This window comes from Armatimonadota bacterium, from assembly GCA_017303935.1.
Classification (GTDB): Bacteria; Armatimonadota; Fimbriimonadia; order Fimbriimonadales; family Fimbriimonadaceae; genus JAFLBD01.
Window position 1 is genome coordinate 409727 of record JAFLBD010000002.1, and the last position, 14779, is coordinate 424505.

Here is a 14779-nt window from a genome sequence, read left to right on the forward strand (position 1 = left end):
TGATACTTGTCCCGGTATCATCGTGGTGATGAAGGTCGAATTGATCGGCGCGCCATTTGATCGGTGCGGTAGGCATCCAGGAAGCGCGTTGGGGCCGGACGCCATTCGGTTTGTGCTGGAGCGTGAAGTTCGCAGCGAGCAATCCGCTTGGATCAAGCAGTGGATCGGCGAAAGCCTGGTTGATCTCGGAAATGTGGAGTGGCGCACAGAGCCGGAAGTGGGTGGACTCAAAGGATTTCCTGAAGCGATGAGCTTCTATGAGGCACTCCAGAAAATGACCTACGAGTCAATTTCTAAGGGAAATGTGCCGCTCGTTATCGGTGGCGATCATTCGCTCTCCATCGGCACTGTTTCCGGCGCGGCCAAGGCGATCTCACAAAGAGGCGGCAAATTCGGCTTACTCTGGATCGACGCTCATGCCGACTTAAACACTCCGGTCGGGTCTCCGAGCGGCAATGTCCACGGCATGCCAATCGCTGCGCTGTTAGGGACAAAAGATACGGTTTCGGCTTCACCGATTTCGGAGCAATGGCGGGATCTGATTCAGCAATTTGCTGCTCCGACTCTTTCCGAATCGCAAGTGGCATGGATTGGGCTGCGCGATGTTGACGCGAGCGAATCAGACCGGATCGCCAGCTATTCAGGGTGTTTTGCTTCGACAATGCAAGATATCGATCGGCACGGCATCGGCCCGGTAATGGAGGCGTTTTGGACTTGGGCCGAACGCCAGGGAATCACCGATCTCTATATCAGTTTTGACGTGGACTCACTCGATCCGGTGCTTGCGCCGGGAACTGGCACCGCCGTCCGTGGTGGACTGAGCTATCGTGAAGGTCACATGCTCGCCGAGTTTTTAGCGGATCGACTTCGCGATGACGGCGTCAACCTGAGGCTCGCAGGGCTGGATGTTGTCGAAGTGAACCCGATGATGGACAGCGCCAACGCCACAGCAAAGGTTGCGATTGAGTGGGTGGCGTCATTGTTTGGCAAGAGAATTTTGAGCAAGAGGCCCGAGATTGGCTTCTGAACTCAGCACCTTCAAGCGCGTCCTTCGGGAAGAAGCCGATGCCATTCTGGCGCTCATCGAGGCTCCAACGACTGAGTTTGAAAAAGCCGTCGAATGGATTTTTGCGAGCAGTGGCCGAGTAATCACTTGCGGCGTCGGGAAGTCGGGGCATATCGCTCGCAAAGTTGCCGGAACGCTGGCGAGCACTGGCACCCCGAGCCACTTTTTGCACGCCGCTGAAGCTGTGCACGGTGACCTGGGCATGATTACTGATCAGGACATCGTGCTGGCGTATAGCCACAGTGGCGAGACCGACGAAATCGTGAAGCTCTTCCCGAGTTTTCAAGCGATCGGAGCGCGCACGATTCTGATCACGGGTCGCCCAAATAGCAGTGCTGGACGGTTAGCCGCGTTGGTATTGGACACGGGCGTCACACGAGAAGCATGTTCCATCAACCTCGCACCGACGACGAGTACCACAGCAATGCTCGCACTCAGCGACGCTTTGGCTATCGAAGTGATGGACCGGCGAGGATTCAAGCAAGAAGATTTTGCAAAATTCCATCCGGCCGGCGCGCTCGGAAAGAGACTGTTGCTCGCTGTCTCGGACGTGATGCGGACGGGCGATGAAAACGCGGTTGTCATTGAGAGCGCACCGATTCTCGAAGTGCTGAAGGCAATTACGAATGCTCGCGCTGGAGCAGCGTGTGTGGTTGATGGTGATGGCAAGATGGTCGGGTTCTTGAGTGATGGCGATATACGGCGTCACTTCTTGGGTTCCTCCGATCCGTTTGGGGCTGCCGCGAACCAGATTATGTCGACCAAGTTCAGCACGATCAGCAGCGACCTGCTCGCGATCGAAGCGCTGGAAATGTTCGAGAATCTACAGAACAAGATTGGCGAGATTCCAGTCTTGGATTCAGAGGGCAAACCGATTGGAATGCTGGTGCTCAAAGACCTGCTTCGAAGCGGAATTGTCTAAGACTTCCGGCGAGATTGCGGCACATTGATGCGCGTATCGACCAACTTTTGTCTAAAATCGTTGAACGTACAGATGGACCTGATACCAAACTGGTTGGCGACTTCCACAGCGCTACCCCAGCTTTGTGGATTCAGTTTGCCGTCTTTGCAACGTCTATCTTCATATCGAGGGCAATCTTTGCAGTCCATCGGTTGATCGGTTCCTTATGCTACCCGCACTACTTTTGACGCTTTCGACTCAGACACCGGTTCAAACGCCGGCGGTTGCGATGGATTTTCGAGATGGATTCTTCATCTTGACGGAACCGGGCGGCGAGGTCACAAAGGTCAATTCGCGAATCTGGCCCAAGGCGCACCCCACCGCATTTGAACTGAAACATCCAAACGCGACGCTCGCTTGGAGCGGCCGTGGACTGTCTGTTACGGTCGGCCCCAGCGTTCGAACCGCGCGGTTTGCAGAAATGACTGCCTCGCCGAAATTCTTGAGCCGAACGGAAATTGACGAGATCGCCAGAAAAGTCACTGCAGGAAGCGTCGTTCGGGAAGTCTCTTCGCTCGCGGGTTGGGAGCAAGTAGGCGACATGCTCTACATGTTGGTTCGCTGGGAAGACAAAGCAAAAAAGCCGTGGCTAGAAGGATTGATTCGGGTTGATCTGAGCAAGAAATCGCCTTGGTACGAGGCTCTGGCGGTGACACGAACAATCTCGGACGCCACAGGTCCAGTTGACGACCAGCTCTATCCGACCGCGAACGGCTTGTATTCGCTAGCGACCACCAGCGACTCTTGGGGAATCAACAATTTTTCGGCTGGGGCATTTAAGTTCACACCAGTCGGCCGATTTCCAAAGAGAGCTGAAATCAGCGCAGATAGCAAATTGATCCGAGTCGTCGAAAAAACCAACTACGGGATGAATCTGGTGGCCTCGGTCACAGCTCCGGCTGGAGTTCGAACGAACCTTTTCGAGACTCGTGGAGAAGTGAGCTTCCCAGGCGATGACATCACTTTGGTGGCAGTCGTGTCATCAAGTTCGACCGTGGTGCGAAACACGACTTCGGGGCTGGAACTCGAATTGCCCAAAGATGTCGGGTTGCGATCAGTGCGTGCTGGACTGCTGGTTTGGGTGCCAGCAAAGGACCCACGACAAGCCGTTTTGTACAATCGCGATTCGCTTCGGTCGATCTCTAGGTGGACGGCGCAGACTAAGCCGACGCAGGGCTCAGGGACTGGTAAGCCGACCAAACCACCTGCGAAGCCATAAGGCCATCTTCGAGCGTTACGCTTGGTGCGCGTTTTTCTTGGATCGCGCTGACGAACTCGTTCACCATAAATTGGTCGAGATCAGGCCCGTATCCTGATAGGCTCAGCGAGCTTCCATAAACGTCCATCGTCTGACCAAAAAGATCGAGTTCGATAACTCCGAGTTCACCGACGATGTTCAAAGTGACGTCACCCCAAGTCTTGTAACTCTTGGGTCTTGACCAGCTAGAATCCAAGGTCGCGAACGTCCCATCCGCATAATCGAGCGTAAGCATCGCCACTTTTTCGTTGCCCGCAGGATGCGCATTGGCGTGAACCCGATTCGGTGACTGGCCCGTAATTCTGCGCAACAGATCGGCAACGTGAACCACGTGATCCATCATGGCGCCGCCGCCGCTCAGCTTAGCGTCGTCGTACCAGAGTCCTGGAAATCGCGCCCGGTTTGTCGCGGCAATCGCAACCAATTTGCCTATTTCGCCATTCTGAATGCGCTTCAATGCCGACTGGAATGCAGGAGAAAATGGGCACGGAAACGCCGTCATGAAAAGCACTTGGTTGGATTCGACAATCTGGCGAATTCGGTTCGATTCCTGCTCAGAAAATGGAACCGGCTTTTCGCACAAGATCGGCTTTTGCGCTTGGGCTGCCAATTCGATCATCGCGAGGTGCTCCACGGTCTTGCCGCAGATGATCACGGCATCGCTGGCAGCCACGCATTCAGAAGCGCTCGCGAATGGTGTGGAATCGAATTTTGGCGCGTAGTTCGGATCGGATTCGAAATGTCCCGACAGTTCTGCGGAAGGGTGGTTTGAAAGCGCTCTGGCGTACGAACCGGCATGAACGTGGCTGGTGCCTAACAATCCGATCTTGATGGACATGATTTCATTTTGTCGCGAATGCCCGAACGGATTCTTGAGTCTCGGGAACAATTTGGGCGAAATTTGCGCTATCTGTTTTTATGACCGGCTACTTATGGACTAAGTTATTGGCGCTTCTTGCAGCAACTGGGGCGATCTTGTTCCCTCAAGTGAGAGACAATCGCACGCCCCTTGCGGAGCGACCTGTGGAACCCAGAGTTGAGCTTGCAAGTGTACAAGAGCCGAATCGGGTGCAACGCGTGACCCGGATGGTCAAGATTGTCGTCACTGATGAGAGCGTCTGCGAAGTAACGATTTTCCGAACGAGCGATGAGCTAGACAAAAACCAAGAATCGTTTTTGGTAGATGTTCCGTCACCTCGCGCTTGACGCGGGCGACCAGTTGGTGCCATACTCTCGGATTGCCGCTCCATGCATGACGCGTGAAAACCAAAGCGGCGAGGATAGATTTCATGTTTGCAATTGTCAAGACCGGTGGAAAACAGCTTAAGGCGGCCAAAGACGAGATTCTCGTAATCGAGAAGATTGACGGCGAAGCCGGCACCAAGATTGATCTGGACGAGGTCGTAATGGTCGTTGATGGTACTTCGGTCAAGGTCGGATCTCCGTTTGTGAAGGGTGCCAAAGTCAAGGCGGAGATTGTTCGCCAAGGCAAAGCTCCTAAGATCAGCGCTTTCAACTATAAGGCGAAGAAGAACGTCCGCAAGCGATGGGGACACCGACAGCCGCAAACATTCGTCAAGGTTCTTGACGTTATCGGAGGCAAGTAAGCTCAATGGCACATAAGAAAGGTCAAGGTTCATCTAAGAACGGTCGAGATTCGAATTCCCAGCGACTTGGCGTCAAGCGCTACGCTGGTGAAGTCGTCAAGGCTGGCACGATTTTGATTCGACAACGCGGTACCGAATTCCACCCAGGTGAGAATGTCGGCAAGGGCAAGGATTTCACACTGTTCGCTCTCGTCGACGGACAAATCAAGGTTGAAGGTCCAAAAGATAAGCGACGAATGAGCGTTTATCCGTACCAAGCAAACTAACTCTAGAAATTAAATTTTGGTAAAGGAAGCAGGTCTTTTGACCTGCTTCCTTTTTGTCTCGGTAGGGCTAGTATGAAAAGTATGAGATAATACACATTTGAGGTATGGATATCTCTACACTTTTCTATGGTTCAGTGACGGTTGGTGAGCGCGGACAGATCGTCATTCCAGCCGAAGCGCGTGCTGAACTTCAAATCAAACCGGGCGACAAATTGATCGTGATGCGTGATCCTACCCACGGTTGCCTGTCCATCGGGACTCTCTCACGCATGCGGCAAGTCATCGATCAATACGAAGCTGCCTACGAGAACCTGATCAACGCCGAACCAGTCAAGGAGGAGCTGAGTTGAAGCGTTCGCTCATCGCTTTTTTTGTGCTGGCTGCATCAGCAATCCAGGCGCAAGAAACCCTTAACATCGACCAAGCCGTCGAGATCGCCATCCAAAACTCTAGCCAAGTCAAGATCGCTCAATCGCAATACAAGCAAGCGGTGGAGCTTTCGAACCAAGCGCGAGGATTCCTAGGAATTCGGGTGGACGGCTCGGCATCATACGAGCGATACCTCGATCGAACGATCTCGTTCGGCGGTGGGCAGGGGCAAATTGATGCCAAGCGCGCTACCCTGAATTTGAGCTATCCGATCGACCTCGTCGGAGTGAGCAGAAAGGCATGGCAAGGCGCAAATGCGAACGAGCGCGCTGCTCTGGAAGCCGTGAATGTCGAAAAGAACAAGGTCCGGCTTTCTGTGCGAGAAGCGTTTTACGGCGTTCTCCGCGCCGAGTGGAACCAGGAGGTCCTGAAGGAAGCCTACGATGCTGCGACAGCACGCCTTGAAGTTGCTCGAAAGAGATTCAACGCTGGCGACATTCCGAAATTTGATGTCTTGAGGCTGGAAACCGAGGTCACCCGAGCCGAATCCAACAAGCTTTCGGCAACGACTGCGGTCACTTTGTCGAAGCAAGTGCTGAACAATGCGATGGATCGGCCCATCGACACAGAATTTGAGATTGACACGCCGTTCCGAGAGGTTCGCTCCGATTCTCTGCCAGAAGTGTTGCTGGACGAAAAGACTCTGGCAGAACTCGCGCAACAATTCCGGCCAGAACTGAAACAGCTCGTACTCCTGAAGAAGGCGCGCGAGTTCTACACCTATGCCGAGCGGAGCGGAAACTCGCCCTCCTTGAGCTTTGGCACCCGGTACACCCACACGATTGATCCGGCGTTTGGCGTGCGTGCGAACAACGTTGTTTTCTCCGCGACTTTGAGCTATCCGCTGTGGGACAGTGGAATCACGCGGGCAAAGATTCGTTCCGCCAAAGAGGCAGAAAACCAAGTTCAACTGAGCCTCGACAAGACGAAACTCGGCATTGACTTAGAGATTCGGAGCGCAGTTGTCCGGTTGACCAACGCGACAAACCAACTGCGATTTGCGCGAAAAACGGTAGAGCTACAAGCCGAAGCGCTCCGTCTTGCTGAGCTGCGGTTTTCCGCTGGCGAAGGAATTTTGCTCGACGTCACGCTGGCGGATGCTGACCTCCGGTCGGCACTTGGAGCACTGATCGCAGCGCGGTCTGAGTACCTGATTGCCGTCGCCGCACTCCAAAAAGCAGTAGGAATTGATGAGCTTCCGACGACCAAGACCACAACCAACTAACCCATGAATCGATCTATTACCATTGCGTTTATCCTTGTTGCTTCCCTCGGTCTTTCGGGGTGCGTCAACCGAGCGGCTCAAGCCGAATCTAAAGAAACTCAGGCGATTTTGAGCGACTCAAAAATCGCTGTGCAAGTCACCAAAGTGGTCACCGGAGAGTGGTCGGACAATCTGGAAGTCACCGGTAGCTTGGTGAGCTCAGAAGACGCCACCGTCACTGCTTCGGTCGGCGGAAAGCTCACTGCAGTGTATGTGAAGGACGGCGACAGCGTTTCCGCGGGTCAAATCATCGCCATTCAAGAATCTGCCGACTATCGCTCACGGCGCGCTCAGGCTCAGGCGCAGTACGATGCCGCGCAGAGTCAGCTGCAGCAAGCCATGAACGACGCTCGAGTGGGGCCAGAGCGTTCCCTCGCCGCTGTCCGTGCCGCAAGAGCACAGCTCCAATCTGCAGAATCACAATTGCTAAAAGCTAGAAACGGCGCACGAAACGAGGAACGACGCCAGGCGGAAGCCCAGCTCAATGCCGCAAAGACAGCCCTGAATATCGCCAAGAAGGATCTCGACCGCGGTCAAACGCTTCTAGACGAAGGCGCGATCAGTGAGCGAGAGATGGATCGATATCGACTGGCATATGCCAACGCGCAGGCTCAGTACGAGTCTGCGGTCGAGTCGTATCGAATTGCAATCAACGCTACACGCCAAGAAGACATCAAGGTCCTTGAAAACCAAGTTGAGTCCGCAAGGCAAAACTTGCAGTCAGCATTAGCGAATCAACGGCTCGATAGTCAATACAGCGAGCGGGTGAACGGTGCGCGGGCGCAACTGAGAAGTGCGCAAGAGCAGATTAACCTGGCTGATCAAGCATTGGAAGATTCGAAAGTTCGAGCACCATTCTCGGGCAAAGTATCGGGCAAGCCGCTTCAACCGGGCACCTACGCGGGACCTGGAACGCCGATTTGCCGGCTGATTGGTGGCGATGGAATGTACTTCGAAGGCGATGTCCCCGAAGTCTCTGTTTCTCAAATTCAGCAAGGGCAGCGAGTCAACATTCAGGTAGACGCGCTGAAGGGCTCGTACTTCAATGGAACCGTCTTGGCGATCAACCCAGCAGCTCAGACTTTGGGGCGACTGTACAAGGTCCGAATTCAGATTGACGGCGTACCGCCTTCGTTGAAGGCTGGAATGTTCGCTCGGGGATCAGTACAGCTGAGCGAGAGGAACGGTGTAGTTGCCATCCCGAAATTGGCCGTCGTCAAGCGCGAAGACAAAAACGTCGTGTTTGTTGCCGAAGGCTCTAAGGCGGTGATGAAGATTGTCGATCTTGGATTGACAAAGGGCGAACGAGTTGAAGTCAAATCCGGGCTGAATGGCGGCGAAAACCTCATCATCAGCGGACAGAATTTGCTGGTTGATGGCAACCCGATCGCGTTGCCAACCGGCGGAGAAAAGTAACCCATGGGTCTTACAAAAGTTGCGATTACCCGCCCGATCTTCATCTTGATGATGATGTGTCTGGCGGTTTTTGGAGGCATCTTTGCTATCTCCAAGATGCGTCAGGAAGAAAATCCTGAAGTGCAATTTGGTGTGGTGACGGTCTCGACCGTTTACCCAGGTGCGGGTCCAGACGAGGTCAGCACACTCGTGAGTCGTCGAATCGAAGACTCGATTTCGGGTGTCAATGGCCTTTTGGAGATCACCTCGACTTCGCAAGAAGCGGTGTCGGTGGTTGTGGCGAACTTTGAAGTCGGCACAAACATGGACGTTGCCCTCAACGACGTTCGGGCTCGCGTCGACCAGATCATCGGCAACCTGCCAAAAGACGCCCTGCGTCCTTCGATTTCGAAGATCGACGGCGCGAGTGATCCGGTCATGGTCATGGCGGTGAGTTCATCTAGCCTGAATCCAGAACGGCTGCGCGACCTGACCGATGACAAGATCAAAGATCAATTTGCCCGGCTCAAAGGCGTGGGACAAGTTTCGATCTCCGGTGGTGAAGAGCGCGAGATTCAAGTTCGGATCAAGAAGGACCGATTGCTCAGCTATGGCATCGGCATCATGGATGTGCAGCGGGCGATTTCTGCCGCTACTTTGAACCTCCCGAGCGGCCGAATCAACTCTGGCGATGAAGAAGTCTCTGTTCGAGTTTTGGGTGAATTCAAGACTCTGGATGACATCCGCAACACGGTGATCCGTGTGAACGATGGCCGTGACCCTGACGCCGGCGCTACCTTTAGGCTTGGTGATGTGGCCGAAGTGACGGACTCGGTCAAAGAACTCCGCGAGTACAGCCGCGTCGGTGGAAACCCATCCATCGTGATGACCGTTCAAAAGGCCAAGGAAGGAAACGCGGTGGAAGTGGCGGACGGTATCAAAGCCACGATTCCAAAGGTAGAAAAGGAATTTGGAGTCAAGTTCACCGTAACCGAAGACAAGTCGATCCGCGTCAAGGAATCCGTTTTTGACTTGCTGTTGACGCTCTTTATCGGCGTTTTCTTGGTCACCGCGATCGTTTACATCTTCTTGCACAACTTCCGCGGGACGATGATCGTGGGGATTGCGATTCCGGTCTGTCTTCTTGCCGCGTTCATGGTGCTGGCCATCCTCGGCTTCACGATGAACAACATGTCGCTCCTCGCGATGTCGTTGGCAATCGGCGTTCTGGTGGACGACTCGATCGTGGTTCTCGAGAACATCTATCGACACTTGCAGATGGGTGAATCACCCGTAGAAGCTGCGATCAACGGTCGTGGCGAAATCGGTCTGGCCGCGATTGCGATCACCCTCGCAGACGTCGTTGTGTTCTTGCCGATGGGCTTCATGGGCGGCGTTGTGGGCCAGTTCTTCAAGCCACTCGGAATCGGCTTCGCCGTCGCTGTGATGCTCTCGCTCTTTGTGAGTTTCACCGTGACGCCGATGTTGGCGAGCCGATGGTACAAGGAAGGCGAAGATGCCGAAGGCCATGAAAGCCGTTTTGCAAACTGGTTCAATGGTCGATTCCGCAAGCTCGAAAACGGCTACGCCTCGGTCTTGGAGCGTGCACTCCGAAATCGCTGGTTCGTGTTTATTTCGGGCTTTGTTTCGCTGATCGCGGTGTTCATGTTCATTGGTGGCGGCTCGGCGTCGAATATTGGTGATGCCATAAAGAACACTTTGCCAATGATGCAGAACACCGTCACTATAGGACTCATTGCTTTTGTCGTGACCTTGCTTTTTACTAAGCATGTTCGATGGAGAATCTTGTGGGGTGCAGCCCTGTTCGCCTTGGTGTTCCCACTCGCCTCTGGTCTTGGGCACCTCTATGGTAGTTGGAAGCAGGAAGCGATGTTCAAGTTTGAATTCGCCCCGAGTACCGACCAAGGCCTTGTGACGATTACGGCAGAGATGTCCCCAAGCGCTACATTGGCTCAAACGTTGGATGTGACCAAACGCCTTGAACAAATTGCGATGAAGCATCCAGATGTCGAAACGATCACTTCACGTGTTGGTGTTTGGACTGGGCAGTTCGGCGGTGGCGGAGGGTCAAGGGGTACCAACCTGGCCGAAATCCGCGTGAAGCTGCATGAAAAGAAAGCCATTTTGGACAGCTTTATGTTCTGGGTGCATCACGAAAAGCCCCTGCGAACGCGCACAGATAGGTCCATCGTGGCCGACTTTATCAAGTCCATCGGCAAGGTGCCAGGTGCGAAAGTTAGAGTCTCGGCAATCAGCGGTTTTGGATTTGGTGCGCCGATTCAAATGTCGTTTGCCAGCGATGATCGCGTGCTTCTTGCGAAGACGGTCAATACGATCGTGGATCGCCTCAAGGCAGGAGAAATCAAAGGTGTGATTTCACCGGAGAGCAGCTCGAAGCCGGGTAAGCCAGAACTCCGCGCGATTCCGATCCGCGACCGAATGGCTGAATCCGGTATGACGACTGCCGACATCGCCGCTTCGATGCGAATGCTGTACGAAGGTAACGACGATGTCAAATTCCGAGAGTTGGGGCGTGAGTATCCGATCCGTGTGATGATGGACCTCGCCGACCGAAACAACCCGGATTTGGTGGAATCAGTGCCAGTCACCTTCTCGCGAGGAAATCCGGTGTTCTTGCCGCAAGTGGCGAATCTAGACTCCGGAACAACCGTGGACAAGGTTGAACGTCGAAACCGTCAAGAAGAAATTCGGATCACGACGGACCTGCTCACGGGATATGCCCCAGGAACAGTTCAAGCGGAAATCGACCAATGGCTCAAGAAAGAAGCCCTGGTTCCAGCAGGCGTCAAGATCAAGCCGCTCGGCCAGGCCGACGTTCAAGCCCGCGAGATGGGATACATGATGACCACCTTCATGATCGGATTCGTCTTGGTCTACATGGTGTTGGCGTCGTTGTACGACAACTTGATCTACCCGTTCATTATCCAGCTCGCACAGCCACAGGCATTCGTCGGTGCCTTGCTGGCGTTGGTGCTCACAGATAAAGCGCTGAACATCGTGTCGATGATCGGTTTGATCGCTCTCGTGGGATTGGTCGGCAAGAACGCCATCTTGCTAGTGGACTACACCAACACTCTTAGGGCAAGAGGCGAGGATCGTCACACCGCGCTGGTGGAAGCGGGCCGAACCCGGTTGCGGCCAATCATGATGACGACGCTGGCGGTGATTCTGGGCATGTTGCCAGTCGCACTTGCTGTCGGTCGCGGATCAGAATTCCGCGAAACATTGGGCATCGTGATTATCGGTGGCATTACCCTTTCGACCCTGTTGACGCTGTTGGTCATTCCGGCGGCTTACACAGTGTTCGATGACCTGAGCCAGCGGTTTGCGGGTCCGGACGGAAAGGGAGCATCACCCCGGCGTCTACTCCGCAAAAAGAAGAAGGTCGTCGAAGAGCAAGAATACGTGGGCTGAGATTCCTGGGTATGTCATAATGAAAGGGTTGGGACCGAGAGATTGGTCCCAACCCTTTTGTTGCCATGCCAAGTCTTGTGATTGTCGGTGCCCAATGGGGCGATGAGGCCAAAGGAAAAATCATTGATGTCCTTGGTTCCCGGGCAGACGTCGTTGTGCGATACAGCGGCGGAAACAACGCCGGACACACGGTTATCGTCGGCAAGGATGTTTTTAAGTTCCACCTGATCCCGAGCGGAATCCTGCACGAGAACACGACTTCCATTTTGGGCAACGGGATGGTCATCTGTCCGGTCGGATTCTTAACTGAGCTTGACCGCACCATCGAGATGCGCCCGAACATTGGCAAGTTGATGATCTCGGCAGCGGCGCACGTTGTGTTCCCATTCCACCGCTTATTGGATCAGCTCGAAGAAGAAGCTCGTGGCCACAACAAAATCGGCACAACGAGCCGGGGAATTGGCCCCGCCTACCAAGATAAGGTCGCTCGAATCGGGATTCGCATGGGTGAATTCGTTCGGCCAGATCGTTTCGCGGTGCGGCTCAAAGAAGTTCTAACGGTCAAGAATCGGATGTTGGCAATGTTTGGCCAATCCGAAATCAATTACGACGAGCTCTACACCGAATACAGCCAGTACGCCGACCGAATTCGCCCACTAGTTTGCGACACTGATGTCGTCGCACAAGATGCGATTGAGCGTGGCGAGCGCGTGCTGTTCGAAGGAGCGCAAGGCACTTTCCTTGACCTGGATCAAGGCACCTACCCCTACGTCACGAGTAGCTATCCAACCGCTGGAGGAGCGTGCATCGGTTCGGGTGTCGGTCCGAGAGATATCGATTCGGTTCTGGGAGTTTGCAAGGCGTACACCACCCGGGTTGGAAGCGGACCGTTTCCAACTGAACTCGACAACGAAATCGGAGCTCGAATCCGAGAACAAGGGAATGAGTACGGGACAACAACAGGGCGTGGTCGCCGGTGTGGATGGCTCGATTTGGTGGCTTTGCGGCAGTCTTGCCGTATCAATTCGCTCAGCGGACTAGTGCTGACGCGGCTAGATGTTTTAGCGGGGATTGAGGAGTTGAACGTCTGTACCGGCTACCGACTGAACGGCAATTTGATCCACCACATCCCTTCAGATATCGATGACTTGGCGGCAGTTGAGCCTGTCTACGAGACTCTCAAAGGCTGGGACGGAGATCTTTCCGTTTGCCGAATGGTGGATGATTTGCCACGTTCCGCCCGGGTGTATTTGGAGTTCATCGAGAACTTCACAAAGACACCCGTAGCGGTGGTGAGCATCGGTCCAGAACGCGAGGAGACTATCGTCGTTCGGCGCGAACTGTTCTGGCACTAAGCTGCAAGTCGCAGATTGGTGCTGTCCGTATTGTTCTTGTTGATCGCTGCGCTTGCTCGCTCCATGACGTTATTGAGCGTGACCATTTCTTGCTCGATTTCATGAACGCTGCTGAGCAATAGCTCGATCTGTGCAGCCATCTCTTGGGTCGAAGCGCTGACTTCTTCGCTCGCCGCTGAGTTCTGCTCAGTCAGCTGTGCGATGTTATCAATGGCGGAATTGGATTCGGTTACCTGACCGAAGATTGATTCGAGATTCTCGGCATTTTCTTCCTTGATCTTGTTGACCTGTGTCATTGCCGTTGTCAGTTGATCATTGAGCTTGGTGGATTCGCTCGCGATCGTCGCGATCTCTTCTAGAACCTTGACGGCTTGGTTGGTGACTTCGGCGGCGTTTTCGACGTCCACAAGAGTGCCTTCCATCGAGCTGCTAGCTTCTTGACTACCGGATTGGACTGCAAGAATCAAGCTCGTAATCTCCTTTGTTGCGCTCGAGCTGTTCTCTGCAAGCTTACGCACTTCTTCGGCGACAACCGCAAATCCTCGGCCATGTTCGCCGGCGCGGGCCGCTTCGATGGCGGCATTGAGGGCCAGCAAATTGGTCTGCGATGCGATATCGTCGATGGTCTGGACAATTCGACCAATCTCTTCGCTGCGCACGTTCATCTGTTGGACGTGGCCAGCAGTTTCTGTGACGGTGTGTCGAACCCGCTCCATAGCGGCGACCTTTTCGCGAATCTCTTCCCAAACTGCAGCCTGGCGATCGATCTCAGCGATTTTGGCTTGTACTGCTCGAACGGATTCAGTAGCCGATTTCATGGCAGCTTCCTCCACGGTCATCGAAGACTTCATCTGGTTACCATTGTTGGCCAGCGCTGTGATTGAGGACGCGGCAGATTGCGTTTCCATGCTTTGGTTCGTGGATGCAATGGCGAGTTGCTCGCAAACGCTCGCTAGTTCTTGAACGGCATGACCGGATTCTTCGCTACCTTGTCGTAGTGCAGAGATCGACGCTTGTAGGTTTTGAGCGATTCGCTGAGATTCCTCGACTGTCCGGCGGATTTCGGCGATGAAACCGAATTCAATATAGGCTTCAATGATCAGCTCTTGGTCCAAGTTGAGAGCCTTCTGGAAGGCGGTCATAACGTCGACCAGTCCGGCAGGGCTAAATTTCTTGGACGCCACGATCATCGGCGTGATGACATCGTAATACGTGCTCATAGCAGCGTAGAACCACTTCGGCTCCAAACCGATTCGTGCGTGGATTTGACCGATCAGCAATCGCCCTTCGAAATAGGCTTCATCAAACTTGCCTTCGAACATGGCTTCAAAGAAGCTCGGATTGGTCTTCTTTAGCGCGGAAATGTTGCTGCCGGCGTTCGTAACGATCTGCAGCGCTTCTGGATATTGTCCAAGATGATCGTAAAACGCATCGACGATGGTTCCCATTTTTGGTCGCAGAATTTTGCCGAGATCGTTTAGTGCCTTTCGATCTTTATCGGTGATTCGGTTAATCTTGATTCGCTTTGCGCGCTCGGATTCGTTGATGCCAAATTGTTGGACTAGCTTTGCCATGGTGAATTTTCAGAACGAAAAGCTGAGATTCGCTTTTCGCATCTCCTGAGGTAATTGTCGGGGGATTTGACTCGCAGATGTACTGAAATAGTGCGAAATTTCGAACAATTCTTGCGATTTTTTGAATACAAAATCGTGTGGATTTCAT

At 53.8% G+C, this 14779-nt stretch carries 13 protein-coding genes; 11 read left to right on the forward strand and 2 right to left on the reverse strand.

Translation table 11 applies throughout. From position 1 onward, the window contains the following. The first annotated feature begins 28 nt into the window (after positions 1 to 28). The 3 genes from J0L72_06535 to J0L72_06545 all read left to right on the forward strand — a co-directional run bounded on the left by J0L72_06535 (position 29) and on the right by J0L72_06545 (position 3246). Complete coding sequence (locus J0L72_06535) at positions 29 to 1027, forward strand: arginase (protein MBN8690435.1); 999 nt, start codon at positions 29 to 31, stop codon at positions 1025 to 1027. Further along, positions 1017 to 1988, forward strand: a complete 972-nt coding sequence (locus J0L72_06540) for a KpsF/GutQ family sugar-phosphate isomerase (GenBank protein ID MBN8690436.1) — start codon at positions 1017 to 1019, stop codon at positions 1986 to 1988. Before J0L72_06535 ends, J0L72_06540 begins: the two co-directional genes overlap by 11 nt. Before the next feature lie 205 nt (positions 1989 to 2193). Beyond that, positions 2194 to 3246: a hypothetical protein gene (locus J0L72_06545; protein ID MBN8690437.1), complete on the forward strand. Its 1053-nt coding sequence runs from the start codon at positions 2194 to 2196 to the stop codon at positions 3244 to 3246. On the opposite strand, the gene J0L72_06550 is transcribed toward J0L72_06545, so the two are convergent. Continuing rightward, positions 3188 to 4123 (reverse strand): Gfo/Idh/MocA family oxidoreductase, encoded by a 936-nt coding sequence (locus tag J0L72_06550; GenBank protein MBN8690438.1) that lies wholly within the window; start codon positions 4121 to 4123, stop codon positions 3188 to 3190. The two genes, J0L72_06545 and J0L72_06550, sit on opposite strands and share 59 nt — an antisense overlap. 107 nt (positions 4124 to 4230) lie before the next feature. On the opposite strand from J0L72_06550, the gene J0L72_06555 reads away from it, so the two are divergent. From J0L72_06555 to J0L72_06590, 8 genes are all read left to right on the forward strand, one after another. After that, positions 4231 to 4491 (forward strand): hypothetical protein, encoded by a 261-nt coding sequence (locus J0L72_06555; GenBank protein MBN8690439.1) that lies wholly within the window; start codon positions 4231 to 4233, stop codon positions 4489 to 4491. Positions 4492 to 4574: 83 nt separating this feature from the next. Then, positions 4575 to 4892, forward strand: coding sequence for a 50S ribosomal protein L21 (gene rplU, locus J0L72_06560; protein MBN8690440.1), 318 nt, complete (start codon positions 4575 to 4577; stop codon positions 4890 to 4892). A gap of 5 nt (positions 4893 to 4897) precedes the next feature. After that, positions 4898 to 5158 carry a 50S ribosomal protein L27 gene (gene rpmA / locus J0L72_06565; GenBank protein ID MBN8690441.1) on the forward strand — a complete coding sequence of 87 codons (261 nt, stop codon included), beginning with the start codon at positions 4898 to 4900 and terminating at the stop codon, positions 5156 to 5158. Positions 5159 to 5262: 104 nt separating this feature from the next. Then, the gene (locus tag J0L72_06570) at positions 5263 to 5508 is read left to right on the forward strand and encodes an AbrB/MazE/SpoVT family DNA-binding domain-containing protein (GenBank protein ID MBN8690442.1); all 246 of its coding nucleotides are present in this window, start codon (positions 5263 to 5265) and stop codon (positions 5506 to 5508) included. After that, positions 5505 to 6812, forward strand: coding sequence for a TolC family protein (locus tag J0L72_06575; GenBank protein MBN8690443.1), 1308 nt, complete (start codon positions 5505 to 5507; stop codon positions 6810 to 6812). Before J0L72_06570 ends, J0L72_06575 begins: the two co-directional genes overlap by 4 nt. A 3-nt stretch (positions 6813 to 6815) precedes the next feature. Next, positions 6816 to 8267 (forward strand): efflux RND transporter periplasmic adaptor subunit, encoded by a 1452-nt coding sequence (locus J0L72_06580; protein MBN8690444.1) that lies wholly within the window; start codon positions 6816 to 6818, stop codon positions 8265 to 8267. Between the two features lie 3 nt (positions 8268 to 8270). Beyond that, positions 8271 to 11702, forward strand: a complete 3432-nt coding sequence (locus J0L72_06585; protein ID MBN8690445.1) for an efflux RND transporter permease subunit — start codon at positions 8271 to 8273, stop codon at positions 11700 to 11702. 65 nt (positions 11703 to 11767) lie between these two features. After that, positions 11768 to 13057 (forward strand): adenylosuccinate synthase, encoded by a 1290-nt coding sequence (locus J0L72_06590; GenBank protein MBN8690446.1) that lies wholly within the window; start codon positions 11768 to 11770, stop codon positions 13055 to 13057. Here the strand turns inward: J0L72_06590 and J0L72_06595 are convergent. Continuing rightward, entirely contained in the window at positions 13054 to 14631 is a 1578-nt protein-coding gene (locus tag J0L72_06595; protein ID MBN8690447.1) for a globin-coupled sensor protein, read from the reverse strand. The genes J0L72_06590 and J0L72_06595 overlap by 4 nt on opposite strands. Positions 14632 to 14779 lie beyond the last annotated feature (148 nt).

Excerpts from the sequence above, each read along its gene's own strand:
- J0L72_06535 (MBN8690435.1), top strand. The coding sequence starts at position 29 with ATGAAGGTCGAATTGATCGGCGCGCCATTTGATCGGTGCGGTAGGCAT.
- J0L72_06545 (MBN8690437.1), top strand. The coding sequence starts at position 2,194 with ATGCTACCCGCACTACTTTTGACGCTTTCGACTCAGACACCGGTTCAA.
- J0L72_06550 (MBN8690438.1), bottom strand. The coding sequence starts at position 4,123 with ATGTCCATCAAGATCGGATTGTTAGGCACCAGCCACGTTCATGCCGGT.
- rplU (MBN8690440.1), top strand. The coding sequence starts at position 4,575 with ATGTTTGCAATTGTCAAGACCGGTGGAAAACAGCTTAAGGCGGCCAAA.
- rpmA (MBN8690441.1), top strand. The coding sequence starts at position 4,898 with ATGGCACATAAGAAAGGTCAAGGTTCATCTAAGAACGGTCGAGATTCG.
- J0L72_06570 (MBN8690442.1), top strand. The coding sequence starts at position 5,263 with ATGGATATCTCTACACTTTTCTATGGTTCAGTGACGGTTGGTGAGCGC.
- J0L72_06580 (MBN8690444.1), top strand. The coding sequence starts at position 6,816 with ATGAATCGATCTATTACCATTGCGTTTATCCTTGTTGCTTCCCTCGGT.
- J0L72_06585 (MBN8690445.1), top strand. The coding sequence starts at position 8,271 with ATGGGTCTTACAAAAGTTGCGATTACCCGCCCGATCTTCATCTTGATG.
- J0L72_06590 (MBN8690446.1), top strand. The coding sequence starts at position 11,768 with ATGCCAAGTCTTGTGATTGTCGGTGCCCAATGGGGCGATGAGGCCAAA.
- J0L72_06595 (MBN8690447.1), bottom strand. The coding sequence starts at position 14,631 with ATGGCAAAGCTAGTCCAACAATTTGGCATCAACGAATCCGAGCGCGCA.